We start from the raw sequence: 23550 nt of genomic DNA on the forward strand, positions 1-23550 counted from the left end.
GGGGGGCCTCAAGCGAGCGCCCCCTCCCTTCCCGCAAAGAAAGAAGGGCGCCGGATATCTCCGGCGCCCTTCACGTTTTCCGATCGCGGGATACTTATTCGGCGGCTTCGAGAAGTGCGGAAGCAGACTGGCCAAGCAGCGGCAGGACTTCTTCGCCCACACGGTAGGCTTCCTCGAGATGCGGCGTGCCCGCGAGAATGAAACCATCAGCGCCGCCGGCAATCAGTTCATCGAGCTTGGCAGCGCACTGCTCATAGGAGCCGACAATGCCAAGCGCCGGCCCGCCGCGCAGCAGGTTGAACCCGCCCCAGAGGTTCGGCGCGACGATCAGATCGTCCCAACGCGTCGCTTCGGTCGGACGCAGCGCGGCCTGGCGCGAGGCACCGACCGAGTCCGTCGCCTGACCGCGCCAGCGCGCGCGCGTCTCGTCGGTTACGTTCTCGAAGCCGAGGCGGATGTCGCGCCAGGCTTCTTCCTCGGTCTTGCGCGCGACCAGATCGACGCGGATCGCGCACTTCTGCTGGCGCCCGAGCGCGGCAGTCTTTTCCTTGACCCGGGCGAACTTGTCGAACAGCTGATCGAATGGCTCGAGCCAGGACAGGTAATAGTCGGCGTGGTTCGAAGCGACCTTGAGCGCAGCGTCGGACGAGCCCGAAAACCACATCTCGGGAAACTCCTCAGCGGAGAGAAGCGGCGGCAGGCCGCCGTCCTCGACCTGGTAGAAGCGGCCTTTGTAAGTGAAGCCCTGCTGATTCCAGACGCCCTTGAATACGTCGAGCCATTCGTCGGTGCGCCCGTAGCGGTCATCGTGGCTGAAACTGTCGCCCCACCAGAGCTGCGCCGGTCCACCGCCGCCGGTGATGATGTTGAACAGCAGCCGGCCGCCGGTCGCGCGCTGCAGGCTGGCCGAAGCGCGTGCGGTATGGACCGGATTGCCGAAGCCCGGCTGAAAGGCAATCATGAACCGGAAGGTCTTGGTCTCGCGCGCCAGCAGCGACGAGATCGACCAGGGATCGTCGGTGTTCGGGAACGAGGGAATCAGCCCGCCCTGGAAGCCGGCGCTCTCGGCCGCCTTGGCGATCTGGGCCAGGTGATCGATGTAGCGAAAGCCGTCGTCCTCGCCCGACCGGTCGAGGCCGGGTGCAAGGTTCTCCGCACCGAGCGGCGACCAGTCGCCGCGGTCGTAATTGCCCCGGCGAATGGAAGAGTGGCAGCCGTGGGTCGGCAGGCGCCAGTGGAAGTCGATCGTCATTGCGGCAGCTCCTCTCAGGCGGCGACGCGGTTGGGGGCGAGCAGCGCCCGCAGGCGCGGCAGGACGTGCTGGCCGATGCGATAGGCCTCTTCGACCGATGGCTCGGCGCTCAGCACGAAGTGGGTGATGCCAAGCCCGGCAAGCTCAGCGAGACGGGCGGCCACCGTATCGAAGGAGCCGACCAGGGTGCCGGGCGCGAGGTTTGCCCGGCTGGCGTCGAGCTGGGCTTCCTCTTCGTCCTCGCGCGCCAGCACCGGCTGGATCACACCGAAAGCAACCTTTCGGTCTGCTTGTTTGGCGAGGGAGTCGAGGCCCTCGATCAGGCGGCCGATCGGCTGGGACGGGTTGGCGGGGAACAAATGCACGTCGGCGTGAAGCGCGGAAAGGTCGAGCGCTTCCTCGCTCTCGCCCTGCAGGAACACGCTCGGAAAGGGCACGCGGTTGAGCGGCTCTTCGAAGCCGCCGTTCTCGACCTCGAAATGCTCGCCCTTGAACGTAAAGGGCCGCTGGGTATGGACGCCACGGGCTACGGTCAGAAATTCGTCCAGCCGCGCACCGAGCTGATCCTGAGGCACGAAATCGCCTTCGCGGGCGCGGCCTCGAGCATCGGCGTCGGGCGCGATGGCCCAGGCGAAGCGGTCGTGCGTCCCGCGCTGGAAAGTCGTCGCCTGCTTGGCGGCATAGACCGACGATCCGACCGAAGCGGGAAACTCCGCGACGAATTCCAGGCGCCGCGCTTCGCGGGCCAGAGCGCCGGCGATGATCCGGCTCTCGTCGGCATCGGGCCGATGCGCGACGAACACGCCGTCGAAGGCGGTCTGCGCGGCAGCCTCTGCGATCTGGGCGTAATAGTCGAAGCGGCCCAGCGTGGGTGCGCGCAACGGGGTGACGATTGAGCTGATCGGCCGAGCCGAGGGTTCGAGCCGGTGCGGTTCGGTAGCTGGATCGATCTGCCAATAGGTGCGGATGGTCATGCTTCTTCCCTCTCGAATGCGGGAACGCCGAAAGTGCCGGCGAAGACGGACTCGGCTAGCGGCCGGCGCGCGTTAGGGCTCTCCTGGGCGTGGAAATCCTCGTCGAGCGTGTCGAGCGAGCCCTGGCGACCAATTGCGATCAGGGCCTCGAGCGCGAAATCCTCGGGTATCTTCAGCGTTTCGCGGGCAAGCGCGCGGTCGTAACCGCCGATGCCATGCGTGTGCCAGCCGAGCAGCAGCGCCTGGTGGGCAAAATTGGCCCAGGCCGCGCCGGAATCGAACGAATGCGAATTGTTTGGACCGCGCTGTCCCCCCCCGCTCGATTTCCAACGCGGAGACGATGAGGACGAGCGCCGAAGCCCGGCTCGCCCAGCGCGCATTGCGCCCGTTCAACAGCGCGGTGAAGGTCTGCCAGTTGGCATCGCTATTGCGGGCGATCAGAAAGCGCCAGGGCTGCGCATTGCTGGCCGAAGGCGCCCAGCGCGCCGCTTCGAGCGCGCTATGCAGCACTTCGAGGGGCACTTCTTCCCCGGTGAAGCTCCGCGGCGACCAGCGATTGGTAAAAAGCGGATCGATGGGATGGTCGGTCAACCGAGACATCAGCGCACCTCCCGGCCAGGGAAGGCCACCAGATTGGCGGGCTCGACCTCGGCATTGCCGGTGAGTTCCGCGAGGATCTCGTCCTTGAGGCGATGGAGCAGCGGCGAGCGGCGGTCGCGCGGATGCGGCAGGTCGACCTCGACGATGCGGCGGACGCGGCCCGGGTGCGGGGACATCACGATCACGCGGTCGCCCAGGTAAAGAGCCTCCTCGACGTCGTGCGTCACCATGACCATCGTCGAGCGCTGGGTCAGCCAGATGCGCTGGAGCTCGTTCTGGACGTGCACGCGGGTGAGCGCGTCGAGCGCGCCAAGCGGCTCGTCGAGCAGCAGCACCTTGGGTTCGGTCACGAGCGCTCGGGCGATCGCGGCGCGCTGGGCCATGCCACCCGAGAGCTGGTGCGGATAGGCCTTTTCGAACCCGGTCAGCCCGACGAGCCCGATGTGATCGGCGACGATCACGGCGCGGCGCGACTTGGGGGTGTCAGTATTGAGCAGCGCCAGCTCAATGTTCTGTTCGAGCGTCATCCAGGGAAACAGGCGGTGGTCCTGGAAGACGATACCGCGATCGAGGCTGGTCGTGGCGATACGCTCGCCATCGAGGCGGATCTCGCCGCTATACTCGCTGTCGAGCCCGACGATCAGCCGCAGCAGGGTCGACTTGCCGCAGCCCGAAGCACCGACGATCGAAACGAATTCGCCGGGCCGGACGGTCAGGTTGATATTCTCGAGCACAGGGCGCGCCTCGCCGCCGATCACGAAGCTCTTGTCGAGATCGCTGATGGCGAGCTCGCCGCGCAAAGGGGAAGACGCTTCGATCGTGGGGCGGGGATAGAGTTCGGCGCTCATGGAATGGCTCCTGTTCAAATCGAGGCGGGTTGCCAGCGCAGCACTTCGCGGCGGACGCGAGCGATGATCTGGTTGATGGCGAAGCCCAGCAGCGCTGTGATCGCGACGGTGACGAGGATCACGTCGAGCCGCTGCTGGATCTGGGCGGTCTGCAGCGTGACGCCGAGCCCGCCGCCGGCGCCCATCAACAACTCGCCCGCCAGGGTGCCGATCCAGGCGAAAGCGAGCGACTGGGTCAGCCCGGTCAGGATCAGCGGCATGGCCGCGGGCAGCTGGATGCGGAGGAAACGCTGGGTCGTGGTGAAACGAAAGACTTCACCGACATCGAGGTAGCGCTGCTCGACATGGGCAACCCCGGCATGGGTGTTGAGCATGGCCGGGAAGAAGGCGCCGACGCAGACCATGATGAGTTCGGACCCTTCGCCCGTGCCGAACCACAGTCCGATCAGCGGCAGCCAGCCGATCATCGGTACCTGCCGCAAGGCGTGAAGCAGCGGGCCGAGCAGCCGGTTGAGCAAGGGCCAGACTGCCATGGCCGTACCGGTGGCCACACCGAAGCTAGCGCCGATCGCAAAGCCCGAGAACGCGCGCCAAAGCGTCGAAGTGATGTCGCTCAGCAAGGTGCCATTGTCGGCCAGTTCGACAAAGGCGCCGGCAACCGCACCCAAGGGTGCCAGCGCCACGGCGCTGGCTCCGCCCGAAGTCGCGAACCACTGCCACCAGGCAAGCAGGACCGCGGGTGCGATCAGGCCGATCGCGAGGCGCGCGGCAGGATTGGCGAGCAGCGCTTTCATGCCGTCCTCCACTTGCTGGCGCGGCGCTCGATCTCGCGCGCGCCGCGATCGAGTGCGAAGCCGATCACCCCGCTGACGACGACACCCGAGAGCACGACATCGAGCTGAAACAGCTGGCGGCCCATCTCCATCATCTGGCCGATGCCGCTATCGGCGGCGAGAATCTCGGCCGCTACCAGGACGATCCAGGCCCGCGTCAGGGCGATGCGCAGGCCGGTGAGCACGGCAGGTATGGTCGCCGGGATCAGGATGCGGATGACGAGGTCGGGCAAGCGGGTGCGATAGACCTTGGCGACTTCGAACCAGGCCTTGGGCACGCCGCGGACGGCATCGAACGTGGCCAGTGCGATCGGGAAGAAGGCGGCAACGGCGACGATGGCGATCTTGAACGGCTCGTTGATGCCGAGGAAGATCACCATAGTCGGGATGAAGGCGATCACCGGAACCTGCCAGAGGGTCAGGAACAAGGGCGACAAGACCGCCTCGGCCAACCGCGATAGGGCGATAGCCACGCCGAAGACCAAGCCCGCCACCGCGCCGATCGTGAAGCCGAGCGCGAGGCGGTAGAGGCTGTCCCCCACGTGCCGCTGGAGCTCGCCAGAACCAGCCATCAGCCAGAGCGAACGCGCGACTTCGCTGGGCGGCACGAGAACCTGCTCGGGCGCGAGCCCAGTCGAGCAGGCCAGCTGCCAGAGCACGAGCAGGGACAGCGGAGCCGCCAACGCGGCAAGCGGTGAACCAGAACGAGAGAGGCTCGGTGGTAGCGGAAGCGGGCGGCTGGCCATCAGCGGTTCACCGCGAGGGCATTGGCGGTGCGCGGCCTGTCGGGCGCGGTCGACCAGTAGGCCTGGAGATTCTGGCTCTGCAGCGCCTTGGTCACGAAGCGATCGTCGAGCAGCTTGTCGGTATCGACCGGCCGGCGAATCAACCCGCGCTTGAAGGCATAGTCGGCGACAGCGCGGTAGTGTTCCTTCACGTCGGGATGGAACACCGGCGAGAACCGCTCATGCCAGGCAAGGCCGTCGGCGGCATAGTCCTTGGCGAGGATATCCTCGGGCAGATAGCCGCGCGACGAATTCTTGATCACCTGTGTGCGGTTCTCGTCCTTGCTCGACCAGGCCGCCGCACGGACGTAGGCGTCGACGACGAGCTGGGTGAGCTCGGGATTGGCGTCGACGAAATCGCCGCGCGCGAACAGCTCAGCGCGCATCTTCCAGTCAGCGGGTGCCTGGGCGGTCGACCAGATCACCTTGCCGACGCCCTTTTGTTCGAGCAGCAGTCCGTCTGACAGTAATACGGTCGCATCGACGCTGCCCGCGGCAAGCGCAGCGGGGGTGGCCGACGGGTTGATATTGACGATCGTGAAGTCGCTGATCTTCAACCCGCTGGCGTCGACCAGCTTGGAAAAGGGCAGTTCCCACGGACGGCCGCGATGGAGCGCGATCTTCTTGCCCTTAAGATCGGCCAGGGTCTTGGCCGGCGAATCCTTGCGAACGACCAGATAGACGTTCTGTCCGCCACCCAGCGGTGCGACCAGCTTGAGCGGAACACCGCCCGCGGCGGCGATCACTGCCGGAAAATCGCCGTAGGACGCGAAATCGATCCGCTTGCCGCTGAAGCCTTCGTTGATCAGCGGGGCGCCGACCGCAGTGGGTACGGGTACAAAGTTCAGCTGAATGCCGCGCTTGTCGAGTGCGTCCTTGAGCCAGCCCTGCTGGATGATCACACCCGTCAGACCGTTGTAGACCTGCTTGCCCTGATAGGGCGCCGCGATCGAAGCGATGTTGATTACCTTGGGCGCGCCACCCGCCTCCCCGCTATGCGCCGAGCGCCAGACGAACAGGGCCGCGAGAGCCGCGACGACGGCCACGGCAATCCAGATTGCCTTCCCGCTCCGCAGGAAACCGGAAGGGGTATCGGGTTTTGGGGATGCCACGTCGAGCTCGCTCCTTGCGCTAAGCCAGAAGCTGTGCACGGGGCGTGCCAAGTCTCTAACCCAGCGGATTAAAGCGGCTTTCGCAGCAATGCGGCGTCCTGGTTGCGCAAATCGAGCCAGTCCGCTGCTGGCTATCGCGCAGCTTTTCACCGCGACTGCACCGGTTCACGCCGCCTTGGTCGCTTGGCACGGACCTTGCCGCTCGCTAGGTTGCCAGAGCAGGAGAGACGGATGCCGGAACGTGACGGGCCCAGCACGATATGGATGATGCGATGTCCGATCCCGGCGGCGTCGGGCGTGGCCTTCGCCCGCGGCTACATCACCGATGCCTTCGCCGCGCGAAGCATCGTGGTCGGGCGCATCGTCGAGGGTGGGCTCAATCTCGTTGCCTCAGATCCCGATGAGCAGCAGCGCCACCTGTTTCGCGAGGGCAGCAATATCCGGGCGCTAGCCGCCCGCTCAAGCGGGGCGCCAACGCGTGTGATCGGCCTGACCTGGATCGACGAGCGCCAGGCAATCATCGTGCGCCCGGACAGTGGCGTCATGCAACCCGCGGACCTGAAAGGTCTGCGTTTCGCCCTTCCCGCCTTCACCGAGAGCAAGGGCGAATCCATCGCCCGCGGCATGGCTCTGCGCGGGATCGAGAATGCGCTGACGCTCGGCGGGCTGACGCTGGACGATGCGCGCCTGGTGGACATTCCGGTGATGCCCCGCCAGCGCCCGACACCCGAGAACATGCGGCGGTTCTGGCACGGGCTCGAACGGCTCGCGGCGGGTGAGGTCGACGCGGTTTACGTCAAGGGCGCCGCCGCGGCCGATGCAGCGGAAGAACTCGGCCTGGTCGTCGGCGTCGATCTCGACGCCTATCCGAGCCGGCTCGCGCGTATCAACAATGGCACGCCCCGGCCGATCGTCGTGCATCAGCACATGCTCGACCATCACCTAGACCTGGTTGAACTGTTTCTCGAGCAGGTGTTGCGCGCCGCCGACTGGTCGGCCACACATCTGGACGAATTGCGACCGATCCTCGCGGAGGAAACCTGGTCGAGCATCGCAGGCGTGGACACCGCCTATCGTGGCGGGTTCCACCGCGCGCTGCATCCCGATCTGTCGCCCGACCGCATCGGCATGCTGGCGGCGCAGGCGGAGTTTCTGCTGCAGGCCGGTTTCTACGAAAAACCGGTCGACGTTGAGGCGTGGGTCGACCCCCGCCCGCTCGCCGCAGCCGCCGAACGGCTGGCCCATCCGCGCCGCGAGAGCGCTTGACAAAGCATAGCTAAAACCGCGAATTAAATTTCTACTGACTCGGTAGACATTTTCGTGTCCTATCCTGCCGGTCCTTTTCCGGAGGAGTCCAATGAGCGCGCAGAGCCGTTTAGAAGAACGTCGAAAGGTCGGCGTGGTCGCTGGCCGAGGCGATCACGGAAGGACGCTGCTGACCTACGATTGCGAAAAACACCACGCCGAAGGGCCACGCGCCCGGGCGCTGGTTTTCAGCGATCCGAAGTCCAAGGCGATGCTGCCCCTGATCGACAAGGTTGCGCCGAGCGAGGCGAATATCCTGATCGTTGGCGAGACGGGCACGGGCAAGGAACTCGTCGCCCGCTTCGTCCACGATCGCAGCAACCGGGCTGACGCGCCCTTCGTGGCGGTTAACTGCGGCGCCTTTTCCGAAACGCTGATCGAAGGCGAACTGTTCGGCTACGAGCGCGGCGCCTTCACCGGTGCGCAGACGGCGCGTTCCGGATGGTTCGAGGCAGCCAATGGCGGGACGCTGTTCCTCGACGAGATCGGCGAACTGCCGCCTGCGCTTCAGGTCAAGCTGCTGCGCGTGCTGCAGGAGCGCGAGGTCGTTCGGCTCGGCTCGCGTACACCGATCAAACTCGACATCCGGATCATCGCCGCGACCAACGTCGACCTGCAGCGCGCCGTCGATGCGGGAACCTTCCGGTCGGACCTCTTCTATCGCCTGCAGGTCGTCGCGCTGCCGCTGCTGCCGCTGCGCGAACGCCGCGCCGACATCCTGCCGCTCGCGCAGCACTTTCTCAGCACCTACGGCGAGCGGCTCAAGGCCGGCCGGCTCGAGATCACGCCGGCGGCGGAGGAAGCGCTGTTCCACTATCCCTGGCCGGGCAACATCCGCGAACTGGAAAACGCCATCCACCGGGCTACGCTGATCTGCCAGGCCGGCCGGATCGACGTCGACGACCTTGTGCTCGGCACACAGTTCGTGCAGGCGCCGCCAGCGGACGATGCCAAGGCCGGACTTGAAGACCAGGTGCGCTCGCTCGTCTCGCGGCTGATCGAGGGGCACCAGCCCGATCTGCTCGATCGGCTCGTCGCTACCGCCGTGACCGAAGCGTTCCGACGTTCGGGATCAAACCAGATTAAGACCGCAGAGTCGCTCGGCGTGACCCGAAACGTCGTACGTACCTACCTCAAGAACCTGAATCTGATTTAAGCGCAAATTTGCGCAGCGCCTGTGTTCAAACTGGCGCAACCAGCGAGCCGGCCACTTCGATTTCCTCGCAGAAATCCGCCGTTTTCGCGACTGGCATAGCTCTTGCGAAGTTCCTGACGCGACAACTGCGAAGGAACGATCGCAATGCCCAATACCGCCGCCGAGATCTGGTTTACCCGCTGCCCCGTGCCGACCGCGACGGGTATCGCCTACAAGCTCGGCTGGCTGAGCGAGGCCTTCGCCGCAGACGGGATCGAACTCAAGACGCTGCAGGAATCGAGCGCGGAACTCGGCCGGCACCACTATGACCACCGCCTGCCAACGCTGATCCGCGAAGGTGGCAACATGCTGGCCTTTGGAGCGCGCGCGCAGGGCGAGCCGACCAAGCTCATCGGGCTGACCTGGATCGAGGAAAGCCAGCTCATCCTCGCCCGGCCCCACAGCGGCATCCGTTCGGCGGCCGATCTCAAGGGCAAGCGCCTGGCGCTTCCCAGCTGGAACCAGAACCCGATCCCCAGCCACGTCCGCGGCACTTCGATCGCGCGCGGGATGTCGCTCGCCGGCTACAAGGGCGCGCTCGCCTCTGCGGGGCTGACCTTCGACGATGTCGAGCTGGTGGAGACGCCCGACCGGCTGCGCAATATCGGCGGCGCGGGCCGTGATCTGGAGCCGCGTCGCCGCGGTCCCGGCGGTCTCTGGCCCGTCGAGGCGCTAGTCTCGGGCCAGGTCGACGCGATCTATGTCAAGGGCGCCGCCGCACTCGACCAGGCGCGCGAGAACGGCCTTGTCGTCGCGATCGATCTCGATGCCCTGCCCGACCCGCGCTTCCGCGTGAACAACGGCACGCCGCGCCCGATCACGGTCCATCAGAGCCTGCTCGACGATCACTTCGACCTCGTCGTGCGCTTCCTCGCCGTCACGCTACGCGCAGCCGACTACGTCGCCGAACAGCCCGAACGGCTCCGTGATATCCTCGAGTTTGAGACCGCCGGAAGTGCCCAGGCTGTCGATCAGGCCTATGCCAAGCTTCACGAGGGGCTGCATCCAACACTCGATTCCGAACGGCTGGCTCTGTTCGAGCAGCAGAAGAAGTTCCTCTTCACCCACGGCTTCCTCGATGCCGACTTCGCGCTGGCCGACTGGATCGACCCGCGGCCGCTCGAAGCCGCCCGCGCTTTCAACGCCCGGCTCCCGCAGCCCGTCGCTGCCTGATTCCCCCCCCCTTGCTGCCCGATTCCAAGGAGAGAACCCCATGTCTCAAACCCTGTCCCCCGAAGCCCTCGCCTTCGTCCTCCAGGCCGAGAAGGACGCTCGCAAGGCGTTCCGCCTGCTGCGCGAAACGCGCACGATCTCGCCCTCGGGCACCCTGTTTTACGGCGTCCGCATCCCCAACGAGGACAAGCTCGTCACGCTCAACTATGCAGGCCTTTGGGCCGACGACCCCGATGCGCCGATCACTTCCGTGATCGACTTCGACGGCAACAGCCTGTGGTCGAACCCGGCCGGCGGCACTGCGCGCTACGTCAAGCTGTTCCAGAAGCATCCGGGCATCCAGGCGGTCAGCCACGTCCACACGCCGCATCTCGGCGCCTACTCGCAGGCCCATGCCGAACTGCCGCTGCTCTATGTGCCGAACCGACGCTTCCGCTTCTCGGACAAGCTGCCGGTCTACATCAACCGTCGCCAGCGCGAGGTCGATTTCATTCTCGATTCGCTCGAGCAGGATCCGGAAGTGCCCGGCATCGTCGAAGCGAACGGGGGCGCGACCGTGTGGAGCTGGAAGGGGCTGCGCGACCTGACCAACCAGATCGTGCTGCTGGAAGAAGGCGCCCAGTTCCAGATCCTGGCCAAGGCGCTTGGCGGCTCGCAGGCCTTCGGCCCGGGCGTGCTCGAACAGCAATGGAAGATGGGCAAGCTCGTGCCCGCCGATGCCAGCGTCGATGACGACGGCACCATCCACTACGCCGAAGCCGCCGAATAAGCCGGAGCCATCATCATGAGCAGCACCAAGCGGCAGCTCGCGCTCGCCGTGTTCCTGACGCGCCATGGCCACCACCCGGGGGCCTGGCGCCAGCCGGGCTCGGCCGCAGCGGGCAAGCCCGACTTCGGCTATTGGGCCGACCTCGTCCGCACGGCCGAGCGTGGCAAGCTCGACGCCGCCTTCTTCGCCGACTTCGTCGGCCAGAGCGGCGATCGCACCAAGGGTATCGAGCGGCGCCATGCCTTCCTCGATTTCGAGCCGCTCACGGCAATCGCCGCGCTGGCGAGCATCACCAGCCGCATCGGCCTGGTGGCAACGGTGAACACCAATTTCGAGCAACCCTATTCGCTCGCGCGCCGCTTCGCCTCGCTCGAGTACATCTCGAACGGGCGAACCGGATGGAACATCGTCTCCTCCCTCGCCGATGGTGCAGCTCGAAGCTACGGCCTCGACGACCGCTATAGCCACGACGAGCGCTATGCCCGTGCCGACGAGTTCGTCGCGCTGTCGAAGGCGCTCTGGGACAGCTGGGACGACGACGCCTTCGAAGGCGCCGACAAGGACAGCGGCGTCTATCTGAAGGCCGACAAGGTGTACCCGGTGCACCACGAAGGCCCCTATCTCCACGCCGACACGATCCTCGACATGCCGCGCCCGGTGCAGGGCTATCCGGTCTTCGCCCAGGCCGGCAATTCGGACACCGGCCGCGACTTCGCCGCCAGGCACGCCGAGATGATCTACGCCGCGGCGCAGTTCATCGAAGAGGCGCAGAGCTTCTATGCCGACGTCAAAGGCCGCGTGGTGAAATACGGCCGCGATCCCGATACGCTGAAGGTCATGCCCGGCCTGTCCTTCGCAATCGGATCGAGCCTGCAGGAGGCTCAGGACAAGTTCGGCGCTCTGGAGGACAAGGTAGACTTCTCGGGCGATCTCAACCTGATGGGCCACGATGTTTCGGCCTATCCGCTCGACGGCCCACTGCCCGACCTACCCGAACCCGAGAACGGCAAGGGCCGCTGGCGCCAGCTGACCGCGCTCGCCCGGCGCGAGAACCTGACAATCCGCCAGCTGTTCCTGCGCTTCAATGCTGTGCGCGGTCACCGCGTGGTGCTGGGCACGCCCGCCGACATCGCCGACCAGATCCAGGACTGGTTCGAGCGCGACGCCGCCGACGGGTTCAACCTGATCCCGCCGCTGCTGCCGAGTTCGCTGACCGAGTTCGTCGACCTCGTCGTGCCGGAGCTCCAACGCCGCGGCCTGTTCCGCCAGGACTACGAAGGCACGACCCTGCGCGAGCATCTCGGCCTGCCGCGTCCCGCCAATCCCAACACCGTGCACACGCCCGAACTCGAAGAGGCCTGAGGAGAACGATCATGTCCGAACCGCTCGACACCCTGTGGTACACACGCTGCCCAGTTCCCACCGGCCTTGGCATCGCCATCCAACACGGCTGGCTCGAGGAGGCCTTCCGCAAGCAGGGCACCAAGCTCGGCTCGCTGCTCGAATCCAACGACTTCGCCACGCGCGAATCGCACTTCAGCCACACGGTTCAGAACTCGGTACGCCACGGCGGCAACATCCCGGCCATCAGCGCCCGGGCGCGCGGCCGCGACACGCGGGTTATCGGCCTGTCCTGGGCCGACGAGACCCAGTTGATCCTGGCGAGGCCGGAAAGCGGCATCGAGTCCGTCAAGGACCTCAAGGGCCGCCGATTCGGCCTGCCCAACTGGAAGAGCGTCGAGATCGACTTCTCGCGCGCCCAAGCGATCCGCGGGCTCGAGAACGCGCTGCGTCTGGAGGGGCTGGAAGTTTCCGACGTCGAACTCGTCGATCAGGACATCGAGACCCATTACAGCGAAGGCCGCGCCGAACAGGTTGCCGGCACGCTGGCCTGGGGCGGCCGTAGCACCGACCGGGCGCGCGCCAACAACCTGGAGCTCATCGCCCTGCTCCGCGGTGAGGTCGACGCGATCTTCCTCAAGGGTGCCTCCGGCGCGCAGATCGCCCACCAGTTCGGCCTGACGACGGTGATCGACACCGGCGCCCATCCCGACCCGCTGGTCCGCTCGAACAATGGCACGCCGCGCACTCTGGCGGTCGACGGGCACCTGATCGACAACCACTTCGACGCCGCGGTGACGATCGTCGAGCAGGTCCTGCGCGCCGAGGCCTGGGCGCAGCAGAACCCTTCCGAAGTCCGCCGATTCCTCGCTCGCGAGACGAACGCGAGCGAATACTGGGTCTCGGTAGCCTACGGCGAGGATGCCCATAAGCGGCTGAAGACCGATCTCTCCGAGCAGTCGCTGACCGCCATCCAGGACTTCACCAACTTCCTGCACCGCTGGGGCTTCATCCCGCAAAGCTTCGACGTGAACGACTGGGCGGATGCGCGTCCGCTCGAGGCGGCGCGCGAGCGGGTCCTGGCTGCCGCCTAGATGCTTGCGGTTCCCGAAGAGACGCAGGCTAGACCGACGGGCGGGTCGGGCTTCCGAGCCTGGCTCGCGCGCAGCCCGTTGCTGCGCTGCCTGGCGATCTATCGGGAGATGCCGGGGCGCTTCATCCTGACCGCAGTGCTGTTTGCGGCGGTCAACGTCGCGCTCGTCGGCCAGCAGGTGCTGGTCGGCCATGCCGTGCAGGAGGCAGGCTCCGGCCGCCTCGTCGCGGCGGGTGCAGACGGTGGGCTTGACTACAGCCGCGTCTGGTTCTGGGCCGCCGTGCTGCTCGGACTGTCGCTCGCGCGGTCGGTAACGCAGTACGGCGCAGGCCTCCTCTCGCTCACCATCGGCCAGGAACTGCTCACCACCCTGCGCCAACGCATTCTAGTGCAGATTCAGCGGCTCGATCTGTCCTATCACTGGAGCCACGGCGTCGGCGAGATGGTGACGCGGATGACGCGCGATGCGGACAAGGTGCGCGATGCGCTGATCAACTTCTGGCGGCAGATGTTCGAGACGGGCCTCGTGGTCGCAATCTCGACCGGTGTGCTGATCTGGTATTCGCCGCTGCTCGGCCTCGTTCCCCCTGGCGCTGCTGCTGACCGGCATCGCGCTGCTGTGGCGCCAGGCCGACACCCTCGTCGCGCTCGATCGGCGGATCGGCGCCGCCTATGACGCGGTCACCCAGGATCTTTCCGAAGGCGTCAACGGCATCCGCGTAATCAAGGCCTTCGGCCTGGGCCAGGCACGCAGCGTGCGTTTCACGGCGCATGTCGACACCTTCCGCAGGGAGGCGCGGGCTGCGATCCTTCATGCCGCCCGCAGCGTGCCCTTGCCCCAGACCGTCATTGCGCTCGGCCATGCCTGGGTGCTCGGCTACGGCGCGTGGTTGATCACGCAGGGCGAACTCGGCGTCGGTGCGCTCGTCGCTGCGATGCTGGTGGTGAACACGCTTGTGCTGCGGATCGAAGGCATCGGCCGCCTGCTCCAGGTCATCGCCGACGCGCGCAGCTCGGCCGGGCGCATCTGGGAAGTTCTGGACGCCGAGCCTGGCATCGTCCCGGGCCGAGGCCGCTTGCCCGAAGGACCGCTCGGCATCCGCTTCGAAAGCGTCTCGGCTTCTCCGCTTGGCGACGGCGGGATAGTCCTGCACGAGCTCGACCTCACCATCCAGCCTGGCGAGATCGTCGCGCTGGTCGGGCCGACGGGCTCGGGCAAGTCGATCCTGACCGGCCTCCTCCCCCGCCTGATCGAGGCGGATCACGGCGCGGTCAAAATCGGCTCCGACGAGATCGGCTGGCACGACGTGCGCGGCCTCGAACTGTCGGACCTGCGCCGCCGGGTCCATGTTCTGCCGCAGGAGAGCTTCCTGTTCTCCGACACTCTGGCCGCTAACCTGCGCCTGACAGCACCCGATGCAGACGAGGAAGCCCTGCACCAGGCGCTCGATCGCGCCGCGGCGGGCGAGGTCTTCGCGCGGCTTGCCGAGGGTTTCGAGACCAAGCTCGGCGACCGCGGCGTCACGCTTTCGGGCGGGCAGCGCCAGCGCATCTGCTTGGCCCGCGCGCTGCTGGCGGATGCCGACGTGCTCGTACTCGACGACGCGACCAGCGCACTCGACGCCGTTACTGAGCGCCGCGCGATCGAGAACGTCCGCACGCTCCGCCGTACTGGCGACAAGCCCGTCACGATGCTGATTGTATCGAGCCGGCTCTCGACCATTCTCGCGGCGGACCGCGTACTGGTTCTCGCGCAGGGCCGGATCGTCGCGGGCGGCACGCATGAAGAACTGGCGGCGGACAACGCTTCCTATCGCGCCTTGATGGGGATCTGAGATGAACGCGTTCCGCGGCGACAGCGCGCTGTCCGACATCGAGCTCGAGGAGAAGTTCGCCAAGCGCTCGCTCGAACAGGGCGTCACGTCGCGGCTGCTGCCGCTGATCCGCCCGGTCAGGGCAAGGATCGCCGCGGTCATCGGCATCGAGCTGGTCCAGGTCCTTGCGATCTTTGCGAGGCCCGTGCTGATAGGCCTGGTCATCGACCGCGGCCTGCGCGCAGCAGGCGTTGACTGGCATGTGATCGCCTGGGCCTGCGCCGGGCTGGCCGTAACCTGGGCGCTGCGCTTCGGGCTTGGCGGACTGTCGCAATATCATGCCGGCCTGGCCGCGATCCGCGTGCTCAACGACCTGCGTGCCAGCGTTTTCGCCCATGTCCAGACGCTCAGCGTCGGCTATTTCGACCGGACAAAGGCGGGCCGGATCATCTCACGCGCCGACCGCGACGTCGATACGCTCGAACCGCTGTTGATCCAGGGGCCGCCAGAGTTCCTTTCGGCCGTCCTGCGCCTGATCATATCCGCGGTGATGCTCTGGCTCATCGCGCCGGCGCTGCTTATCGGGCTTGCGGCCATCACCGCCCTGCTGATCGCGGCGACGGCGTTGTTCAAGCGCATCTCGCAGCGCACCTGGGCCCGCGTGGCCGAAGCGCGCAGCCGCTTTACCGCCCATCTCGTCGAGACCGTTGCCGGCGTGCGTCTGATCAAGCAGGCGGGACGCGAGCGCGAGAACCTGGAAACCTACAAAGGCCTGCTGCGCGATTTCAATCAGGCGCTGATCCGCGGCAACATGCGTTCGAGCTGGTTCGCGCCGTTCACCGGTCTGCTGACGACCGCGGGCCTCGTGCTCATCCTGGCGATCGGCGGGCGGGCCATCACGCTGGGCACGCTCACGCTGGGCGAACTGACCCAGAGCCTGTTCTACGTGTTCCTGTTTCTCGCGCCGCTGCAGGAGTTCAACGACCTTTTCGAGCGGTTCGCCAACGGCACCGCCTGCGCCCAGCGGATCTTCCTTCTGCTCGATACCGAACCCGACATCGTCGATGCGCCCGGTGCGCTGCACCTGCCCAGGACGCGCGGCGAGATCGAGTTTCGCGGCGTGCACTTCGCCTATATCCCCGGCAGGCCGGTCATCCACGGCCTCGACCTGCGGATCGCGTCCGGGGAGACCCTGGCGATCGTCGGCCCGACTGGGCATGGCAAGTCGACGCTAGTGCAGCTCCTCACCCGCTTCTACGATGTGACCGACGGCGCCGTCCTGCTCGACGGCCACGATGTCCGTAGCCTGTCGGAGGCCAGCCTGCGGCGCCAGATCGGGGTCGTGCTGCAGGACAACGTGCTGTTCGGCGGCAGCGTGCTGGACAATCTGCGCCTCGCCAAACCCGACGCGAGCGATGCCGACCTGATCGCCGCGGCGCGTGAGCTCGGCGCGGACGAGGTGCTGGAATCGCTGCCCCACGGCTACGAGACCGACGTGGGTCCTCTGGGCGGTCAGCTCAGCCAGGGACAGCGCCAGCTCGTCTGCCTGGTCCGGGCCTATCTCGCCGACCCGGCCGTGCTGGTCCTCGACGAGGCAACCTCGGCGGTCGACGTGAGCACCGAACAGCGCATCCGCGGAGCCCTGCGGCGCATCTGCGAAGGCCGCACCTCGGTGATCATCGCGCATCGCCTTGCCACCATCCGCGAAGCGGATCGTATCGCCGTGGTGCAGGAAGGTGCGATCGTCGAAGTCGGCAATCACGAGGAATTGCTGGCCCGCGGCGAGCGTTACGCCGCGCTCTACTCCGCTTATCGCGATGCGGGCAGCGACGTCACGAAGCCGTCACGACAACTCGTCAACTAGCGGGGCGTGCGAAACCATGCACGAGCCGCTCCGAAACACATCGGTTTCGGAGTGCGTTAGAATCCCATTCCCTATGGCAAGTTGGAGCCGATGAGCACGAGCAGTTCGGGAGAGCTTCCGGTGGCTGTCGTCGGCGCCGGTTTCAGCGGTACTTTGCTGGCGATCAACTTGCTGCGCCAGCGCGCAAAAGTCGTGCTTGTCGAACGCGATGCGCACCGCCTCGGGAAAGGCCTGGCATTCGGGACGCTGCGACCCGAGCATCTGCTCAATGTCCGCGCGTCCAACATGAGCGCATTTCCGGACGACAAGGATCATTTCCTGCGCTGGATGGGCGTTTCCAGCGCGGACCAGGCGAACCGCTTTGTCCCTCGCCTGGCCTATGGGCAGTACCTGCGCGAGCAGCTGATCGAGGCATTGGCCACAAGCGACGGTCGCGCCGCCGTGCGCGATGGCGAGGCCATCGGCGCAGACTTCGACGACGACGGGATCAGCCTTCGCCTCGCCAACCAAAGCGCGGTCCGCTGCCGGGCGCTGGTTCTGGCGCTGGGCAACTTCCCCCCTCGCCCCATTCCGGTCCTGTCGGCGCTGCCGGACGACATCCGCTTCGATGACCCCTGGCCCCCCGATGCGACGACGGGCGTCGAGGAGGCGAGCCATATCCTGCTGATCGGCAGCGGACTGACCTCGGTCGACATCGCCTTGTCGCTCCACGGCAATGGCTTCCGCGGCAAGATCGCCGCACTCTCGCGCCGGGGCTTGCGCCCCCGCAGCCACGCGGAAGTCGGGCCGGCGGTCAGCCCGGTGGATCGTCCACAGGCGAAGGGATCGCAGCTCCTGAGAAGTATCCGCAACCGCGCGGCCACGATCGGCTGGCGGTCGGCGATCGACGAGCTGCGCCCGCATGTCCAACACCTCTGGCGCACGCACGATCCCGCGGCCCAGGATCGCTTCCTGCGCCACGCCCGCGCGTATTGGGATGTGCATCGCCACCGCCTGGCCCCCGCCGTCAACGCGCGTGTCCGAGCCCTTGAGGAGAACGGAGGTCTGACATTCGCTGCCGGACAAATCCTCGAGGCGGCGGAGCAAGACGGCAAGGCACGGGTCACGTGGCGGCGCCGCTGCGATGCAAGCATCGAGACGCTAAGAGTCGACCGCGTGATCAATTGCACCGGCCCCGAAGGCGACCTCGGCCGGACACCTAACCTGCTCGTCCGCAGCCTGCTCGATGCCGGGCAGATAAGGCCCGACGTCCATCGCCTCGGCCTCGATGTCGACCAAACGGGACGTGTTCGCGATATCGCAGGCGATCCGCAGGACAGCCTTTTCGCCGTCGGGCCGATGACCAAGGGCGAAGCCTGGGAAATCGTTGCCGTGCCCGACATTCGCCGGCAGGTCTGGGATCTCGCCCGATACCTGGCAAATGCCCATTGGGTCGGAGGCGAAGGACTGTAGTGCCTTCGGCATCCAAGATACCGCCATCCATCTTAGTCAGCTCAATGGCCTTCGATGTATGAACTGACGGCTGCTATCAAGCTGCACGAAATTGGCATTGAGTGTCCGCTTTGTCGGCGCTGGCAGACAAATGGCCTCCAAAACAACATATTCCGTCGGTGAGGTGGGCCTGTTGTGTTTCCACTTGACCGCAAGTAACCCGCCACACTTCGATCGGTCAGTCGGCAGCGGCGAGAAAGATCGGATTTGGACCGAAAAGCCTACGCGCGCGCCGATCGCAAGCGCCTCGTTAAGGCTTGTTAGCAAGGGAAAGGACCGGCCTCGCAATGCTATGCGGGCAAGCTTGGATCGCCCGGATTTGCCGGGGATCGGGGTGTCCGGCGATCCTATCCGCTGCCGTCCGCAGCTGCACGACAGGCCGGACAGATCCCTTAAAACACGGCATTTTGAAACCACTGTGTCAAGTAATATCAAAGTCTTGGGCTTATAAAATATTAAGCCTTCGGGGATCAGACCGCGCCGTAGTTGGGGATGACTGCCACACTACCGAGGCCAAATTCGGCGAACCTCCGCTTTCGGGCATCGCGGATGTCAGTCTTATTCTCGCGCCCACCGCTTAGCCAGCCCCAGATGCGTCGGCAACGTTCGACGATCCCGAACGTCTGTTCCTCGCGAACAGTCCCGATAAGCGGCTCCCCGTCTACGACTGCTGCCCATCATGGCTCCGTCGACCACACTCCAGGACCGTTCGTCCGCTTCACGGGCTGTTCGTGTAGACGATGGCACCGCCGCCAAAGTGGGGGGCGGAATAAGAGGACACCGCCGTCGTCACATCGCGCTGCCGTTCGCCCGCGCGGCCAGCGACCTGGAGATAGCACTCCATCATCTGGGGCACGCCGTGCAGACGGCCGTTGCCAATCGTTCCGCCACCTGAAATCGCTGCGATCGAGCGCGGATCGTCGCTGTCAATCCAACCTTCCATGATCCGGTGATGTGCCTCTCCGCGCGGGCAGAGACCCAGCGCCTCAAGCCAGATCAGGACGAACGGCGAGAAGGCGTCATAGGGTTGCGCCAGGTCGATGTCGCCCGGGCCGAAGCCCGCATCGCGCCAGAGACGCTTTGCCAGGTCCGCGCCGGCATCCTGCATCTCGTCGAGCGTCCAGTGCAGCCCCAGGCGGTGCTCGCGCGGATAGCCACTGGCATAGCTGGCGATGTGGACTGGCTTGTGCGGCATGTCCTTCGCCCGCTCGGCACTGGTCAGCACCACGGTGCCGACACCCTGAACCGGAATGTCGCAATCGAACCGGCAGAGCGGATCGAACAGCAACGGCTCGGCCATATAGTCTTCCAGGTTCAGCGGTTTGCCGTACCAATAGGACCAGGGCAGCTTGGCGCCGTTCTTGCGCGCCTCGACGGCGATCCGCGCCAACACCTCGCGCCCGCCGCCATAGCGCTGGAAATATTCGTTGGCGACCATGGCGATCGGCGGGATCGAACCGAAAAAGCCAGCGGCCCCGCCATATTGCCGCTCGCCAGTGATCTCGGTCATCGGGTTGTCGTTGTACTTGCCCCGCGGATTGTAGAGCGCGCGGTGCAGCACGACGTATTTGGCCGCCCCGCTCGCCACGGCGTTCACCGCCATCGACATCGATCCCGAAAGCTGGCCGAGCCCGGTAAAGCCGACGACGTAGTCGGGCTGCGCACCGATATGTTCGGACAGCCAGTTCGACGAGACGTAGGACACACCGTCGACGAGATCGTGCCCGCCCGAACTCGGCAGCGACTGCGCCCCGACGAAGCCGTCGATCTGGTCGACCGTCAGCCCGGCATCGGCGATCGCCGCGCGCGCGGTTTTGAGCGCGGTAACACCGACGGTTTCGGTGCCGCGTCGAACCACCTGGCTCTGCGCATAGCCGACGATGGCAACCTTGTTGCGGGCAAATTCCGAACTCATGCCGCGCGCTCCAGCGTGAAGGCCGGCACCGAGATTCCAGGGGCGAGGTCCTCGAAAGCGACGGCGACGCGGTCTCCGGCTTTGACTGGCGTCTCCGGCCCGTCGAGCAGGCGGCCGATCAGCCTGACTTTGGGCTGGTCGTCGAGTTGCACGTCGACCAGCATGAAGGGCGTGTCGAAACCCTGGAGGAACGACCGCCGCATCACCGTCCAGGTCCGCACCTTGCCCGCGCCCGACACCGGCTCGAAGGTGAAGCGCGGATCGAAGCTGTGGCAGTTGGGACAGGTACTGTCGGGCGGCATGGTGAATTCACGGCAGTCCGAACAGCGCGGCAGCGTCAGGACATGCTCGGCGCATGCCGCCCAATAGGGTGCAGACATCTCGTCCGGCACGGGTAGCGGTCGGCTGGTCATCCATTCTTCCTTCGTCTCGTTTGCCGCCTGCCGGGGATCGGAACGTCAGTAGCGGTTGCGGCGCAGGACCTTGGCCATGCGATCCTCGCCGGCCATGGCCAGCACGCGCGCGCCGGGATAGGCGATGCGCTCGACCTCGTGGGTGGGCACGCGCGGCTGCGGGTTCATGTCGCGGATATAGGTATCGTCGTCGACATAGACCGTGACCAGTGCGTCATCGTCGTCGGTCCGGATCGTCACCGCCGTGCCGTCCACCGCCTCGACGGTCCCCGTGACGGGCTGCGGCGCCTTCGACGAGCCGACCCGGATGTCCATCGACATACGGATCTCGTTCGACAGGTTGGGCAGCGCCGCATGCGCCGTGTCGTCGCGGAAGATCACGACATCGCCGACGCGGTAGGCGGCCGAGCGCCATTCGTCGGGCGAGATCGCGCCGTCGGGGATCTTGTTCCTCTCAAGGCTGGGATCGTGCATGACACCGCGCTTGTGCGTGCCCGGCGCCACCGCGAAAGTACCGCTGCTCATGTCGGCGACGTCGCGCACGGGCATCCAGCAGATCGTTGAATTCATGCCCTCGTTGTAGAAGGCATCCTGGTGCTGGCCGGCGAAGATGTATTCGCCTTCCTTGAGCGGACCCGACGGATAACCCGAACGGTGCGCGGCGATCGGCAGCCAGGTTGGCTCGGCCTGGAACAGCGTGCGCAGGATGGCGACCAGCTTGGGCTCCTTGACCACTTCCTTCCAGAACTGCGTGCCGATCCGGTCGCAGGGACGCCAGGTGTCGGTCGGCTCGGCGATGAGCACCGGAGCGGGGTTGGCAAGATCGATCAGGCCTTCCTTGGCCAGTTCCTCGCGGTAGAGCCCTTCGCCCCAGGCCATCAGCTTTGGATCCATGATGCCGCGGAAATAGAGGCAGCCGTCGTCGTCCCAGCGCTGGCGCAGGGCCTCGTCGTCGCCGAGAAGCGGCGTGCTGTCCTTGAATTCGGCAACTTCGATCATGGCCATCTCCATCAAGCTGATTCTATTTGAAAATGTTCGGACCCGAGCGGCACCGTGTAGGTGTCCGTGCCGCTGCGCAGGATGCGTCCGCCGGTCCGGCCCGTGGGTGTGTTGCCTGCCGCGACGGGAACGCCGTTGACGATGACGTGGTGAATGCCGACCGCGTCGGCATAGAGCCGGGTCTCGCCGCCGGGCAGGTCGTTGCGCATTCCGATGGAACCGCAGGCGATCGTGTCGGGATCGAACACCACCAGGTCGGCCGCCGCTCCCGATGCGATACGGCCGCGGCCCGTCAGCCCGAAGGCATCGGCGAGATGGCTGGTGATCCGCCGCACGCCTTCTTCCAGCGACAGGATGCCGCGGTCGCGCACGCCTTCGCCGAGCAGTTGCGTGCCGACCGCGAAGGTATTGATCGCATCGAGATGCGCGCCGGCATCCGACGCGCCGATCAGGCAATGCTCGTTCTGCCAGATCTCGCCGCGGAGCTTCCAGGCAGCCTCGTCGTCACCCATCGCCGGGCCCGAGAAGGACAGTTGCAGATCTTCCTCGATGGCGAGATCGAACAGGGCGTCGAACGCCGTCTTGCCCACCACTGCGGCATAGTCGGCCACGCTCTTGCCGACCCAGCGCGCGTTGCGCTCGGAACCGACGAACTCGATCACGAAAACGCCGAAATCCTGCGGCAGGCCCGAACGGCGGAAGGACGCGTCCTTCGCTTCCTCGAGCTTGCGGCGTGAGACCGGATCGCGCATCACCGCCAGCTTCCAATCGTGCGGCAGGTGGATGAACGGGGTCCAGCCCTCGATCAGTTCCAACTGTATGCCGGTGCGGAAATTGATCACGTTCTTCATCGCGACGGCCTGGATCAGGCCATAGACTCGGGCCCCACGCTCGGCGGCGTAGGTGCCCATGCGCAACTGGCTCTCGAGGCGCTCGGGCTGCTGCGCATTGACGATGAACACGTTCCAGTTGACTGCGCGCCCGCCGGCCAGCGACATCGCCGTCGACAGTTCGTAGGAGCTCTGCGGATCGTGCAGCGGCGGCAGCAGTTCGAGCCAGGTGCCGGGGAATTCCTTGACCACGGCGGCCAGCGCCAGGATCTCCTCGTTGCTCGCCCAGCGCGAGGGCACCGGATCGCCGTTGTGGTCGCTGTGCGAATAGCTCTTGGTTGTCGAAAAGCCGGCGCCCCCTTCGCTCAACGACTTGCGCAGCAAGGCCGCCATCGCCTCGATCTCCTCGGGCGTGGCCTCGTGCCCGATCGCCCGGCTGCCCATGACGTGGCGGCGCAGCGCGCTGTGCCCCACCAGGAACGCCATGTTTACGGCCAGGCCGTCGTCGATCCGGTCGAGGTATTCGCCGAAGCTGTTCCACGTCGGGGTGATTGCGGTTTCGAGCGACTTGAGCGGCATCCCCTCGACCTGTGCCAGCATGGCCAGCAGGTAGTCGGTATCCTCCTTGCGCCCCGACAGCGGTGCGAGGGTAAAACCGCAGTTGCCCGAAAGGACGGTGGTCACGCCGTGGTACACCGACGGGCTGATCGAGGGATCCCAGAAAACCTGCGCGTCGTAATGGGTGTGGCAGTCGATGAAACCGGGCGAAACGACCGCGCCTTTGGCATCGATGACCTCGCGCGCATCGCCCGTCGCCGTCCCCACGGCAACGATCCTGCCGTCCTTGACGCCGATCTCGCCGTTGAAACGGGGGGCGCCGCTGCCATCGACGATCGTCGCGTCGACGATCTTGAGGTCATAGTCCATTGTCTTCCTCTCAACTT

Annotated in this window: 21 protein-coding genes and 1 pseudogene; 10 read left to right on the forward strand and 12 right to left on the reverse strand. The window is 66.0% G+C overall.

Annotated elements, in window-relative coordinates; genetic code table 11:
* Nucleotides 1-94: 94 nt before the first annotated feature.
* The 8 genes and pseudogenes from KRR38_RS11105 to KRR38_RS11135 all read right to left on the reverse strand — a co-directional run bounded on the left by KRR38_RS11105 (nucleotide 95) and on the right by KRR38_RS11135 (nucleotide 6404).
* Entirely contained in the window at nucleotides 95-1252 is a 1158-nt protein-coding gene (locus KRR38_RS11105) for an LLM class flavin-dependent oxidoreductase (RefSeq protein WP_217401419.1), read from the reverse strand.
* Nucleotides 1253-1266: 14 nt separating this feature from the next.
* Complete coding sequence (locus KRR38_RS11110) at nucleotides 1267-2226, reverse strand: LLM class flavin-dependent oxidoreductase (RefSeq protein WP_217401421.1); 960 nt, start codon at nucleotides 2224-2226, stop codon at nucleotides 1267-1269.
* Nucleotides 2223-2606: a hypothetical protein gene (locus KRR38_RS35990; protein ID WP_254515768.1), complete on the reverse strand. Its 384-nt coding sequence runs from the start codon at nucleotides 2604-2606 to the stop codon at nucleotides 2223-2225. The genes KRR38_RS11110 and KRR38_RS35990 overlap by 4 nt, the downstream gene beginning before the upstream one ends.
* A 97-nt stretch (nucleotides 2607-2703) precedes the next feature.
* Nucleotides 2704-2826 (reverse strand): annotated as a pseudogene (locus KRR38_RS35995) (nitroreductase); the annotation flags it as partial.
* Nucleotides 2826-3674 (reverse strand): ABC transporter ATP-binding protein, encoded by an 849-nt coding sequence (locus tag KRR38_RS11120; protein ID WP_217401423.1) that lies wholly within the window; start codon nucleotides 3672-3674, stop codon nucleotides 2826-2828. The gene KRR38_RS11120 and the pseudogene KRR38_RS35995, both read right to left, overlap by 1 nt.
* A 14-nt stretch (nucleotides 3675-3688) precedes the next feature.
* Nucleotides 3689-4468: an ABC transporter permease gene (locus KRR38_RS11125; RefSeq protein WP_254514754.1), complete on the reverse strand. Its 780-nt coding sequence runs from the start codon at nucleotides 4466-4468 to the stop codon at nucleotides 3689-3691.
* On the reverse strand, nucleotides 4465-5253 hold the full coding sequence (locus tag KRR38_RS11130; RefSeq protein WP_217401427.1) for an ABC transporter permease: 789 nt from the start codon (nucleotides 5251-5253) through the stop codon (nucleotides 4465-4467). The genes KRR38_RS11125 and KRR38_RS11130 overlap by 4 nt, the downstream gene beginning before the upstream one ends.
* Nucleotides 5253-6404 (reverse strand): ABC transporter substrate-binding protein, encoded by a 1152-nt coding sequence (locus tag KRR38_RS11135; RefSeq protein ID WP_309141021.1) that lies wholly within the window; start codon nucleotides 6402-6404, stop codon nucleotides 5253-5255. Before KRR38_RS11135 ends, KRR38_RS11130 begins: the two co-directional genes overlap by 1 nt.
* Before the next feature lie 297 nt (nucleotides 6405-6701).
* Here KRR38_RS11135 and KRR38_RS11140 point away from each other — a divergent pair, with 297 nt between their 5' ends.
* From KRR38_RS11140 to KRR38_RS11185, 10 genes are all read left to right on the forward strand, one after another.
* Nucleotides 6702-7670: an ABC transporter substrate-binding protein gene (locus tag KRR38_RS11140; protein ID WP_309141022.1), complete on the forward strand. Its 969-nt coding sequence runs from the start codon at nucleotides 6702-6704 to the stop codon at nucleotides 7668-7670.
* A gap of 91 nt (nucleotides 7671-7761) precedes the next feature.
* A complete protein-coding gene (locus KRR38_RS37005; protein ID WP_217401431.1) occupies nucleotides 7762-8865 on the forward strand; it encodes a sigma-54-dependent Fis family transcriptional regulator in 1104 nt (367 codons plus the stop codon).
* A gap of 144 nt (nucleotides 8866-9009) precedes the next feature.
* A complete protein-coding gene (locus tag KRR38_RS11150; RefSeq protein WP_217401433.1) occupies nucleotides 9010-10077 on the forward strand; it encodes an ABC transporter substrate-binding protein in 1068 nt (355 codons plus the stop codon).
* A gap of 40 nt (nucleotides 10078-10117) precedes the next feature.
* Entirely contained in the window at nucleotides 10118-10846 is a 729-nt protein-coding gene (locus KRR38_RS11155; RefSeq protein ID WP_217401435.1) for a class II aldolase/adducin family protein, read from the forward strand.
* 15 nt (nucleotides 10847-10861) lie between these two features.
* Complete coding sequence (locus KRR38_RS11160) at nucleotides 10862-12208, forward strand: LLM class flavin-dependent oxidoreductase (RefSeq protein ID WP_217401437.1); 1347 nt, start codon at nucleotides 10862-10864, stop codon at nucleotides 12206-12208.
* 11 nt (nucleotides 12209-12219) lie between these two features.
* Complete coding sequence (locus tag KRR38_RS11165; protein WP_217401439.1) at nucleotides 12220-13281, forward strand: ABC transporter substrate-binding protein; 1062 nt, start codon at nucleotides 12220-12222, stop codon at nucleotides 13279-13281.
* Nucleotides 13282-13956, forward strand: coding sequence for an ABC transporter transmembrane domain-containing protein (locus tag KRR38_RS11170; RefSeq protein ID WP_217401441.1), 675 nt, complete (start codon nucleotides 13282-13284; stop codon nucleotides 13954-13956).
* A gap of 46 nt (nucleotides 13957-14002) precedes the next feature.
* Nucleotides 14003-15115: an ABC transporter ATP-binding protein gene (locus KRR38_RS11175; RefSeq protein WP_309141182.1), complete on the forward strand. Its 1113-nt coding sequence runs from the start codon at nucleotides 14003-14005 to the stop codon at nucleotides 15113-15115.
* Between the two features lies 1 nt (nucleotide 15116).
* On the forward strand, nucleotides 15117-16958 hold the full coding sequence (locus KRR38_RS11180; protein WP_217401443.1) for an ABC transporter ATP-binding protein: 1842 nt from the start codon (nucleotides 15117-15119) through the stop codon (nucleotides 16956-16958).
* A 90-nt stretch (nucleotides 16959-17048) separates the two neighbouring features.
* Nucleotides 17049-18410, forward strand: a complete 1362-nt coding sequence (locus tag KRR38_RS11185) for an FAD/NAD(P)-binding protein (RefSeq protein ID WP_217401445.1) — start codon at nucleotides 17049-17051, stop codon at nucleotides 18408-18410.
* Nucleotides 18411-19167: 757 nt separating this feature from the next.
* Here KRR38_RS11185 and KRR38_RS11190 read toward each other — a convergent pair.
* The 4 genes from KRR38_RS11190 to KRR38_RS11205 are packed head-to-tail and all read right to left on the reverse strand — an operon-like array spanning nucleotide 19168 to nucleotide 23533.
* Complete coding sequence (locus tag KRR38_RS11190; RefSeq protein ID WP_217401447.1) at nucleotides 19168-20364, reverse strand: thiolase family protein; 1197 nt, start codon at nucleotides 20362-20364, stop codon at nucleotides 19168-19170.
* A complete protein-coding gene (locus tag KRR38_RS11195; protein ID WP_217401449.1) occupies nucleotides 20361-20777 on the reverse strand; it encodes a Zn-ribbon domain-containing OB-fold protein in 417 nt (138 codons plus the stop codon). Before KRR38_RS11195 ends, KRR38_RS11190 begins: the two co-directional genes overlap by 4 nt.
* A gap of 45 nt (nucleotides 20778-20822) precedes the next feature.
* Nucleotides 20823-21776: a phytanoyl-CoA dioxygenase family protein gene (locus tag KRR38_RS11200; RefSeq protein ID WP_217401451.1), complete on the reverse strand. Its 954-nt coding sequence runs from the start codon at nucleotides 21774-21776 to the stop codon at nucleotides 20823-20825.
* 11 nt (nucleotides 21777-21787) lie between these two features.
* Complete coding sequence (locus KRR38_RS11205; RefSeq protein ID WP_217401453.1) at nucleotides 21788-23533, reverse strand: amidohydrolase family protein; 1746 nt, start codon at nucleotides 23531-23533, stop codon at nucleotides 21788-21790.
* Between the last annotated feature and the right edge of the window lie 17 nt (nucleotides 23534-23550).

The sequence above is a fragment of the Novosphingobium sp. G106 genome (assembly GCF_019075875.1).
Taxonomy (GTDB): Bacteria; Pseudomonadota; Alphaproteobacteria; order Sphingomonadales; family Sphingomonadaceae; genus Novosphingobium.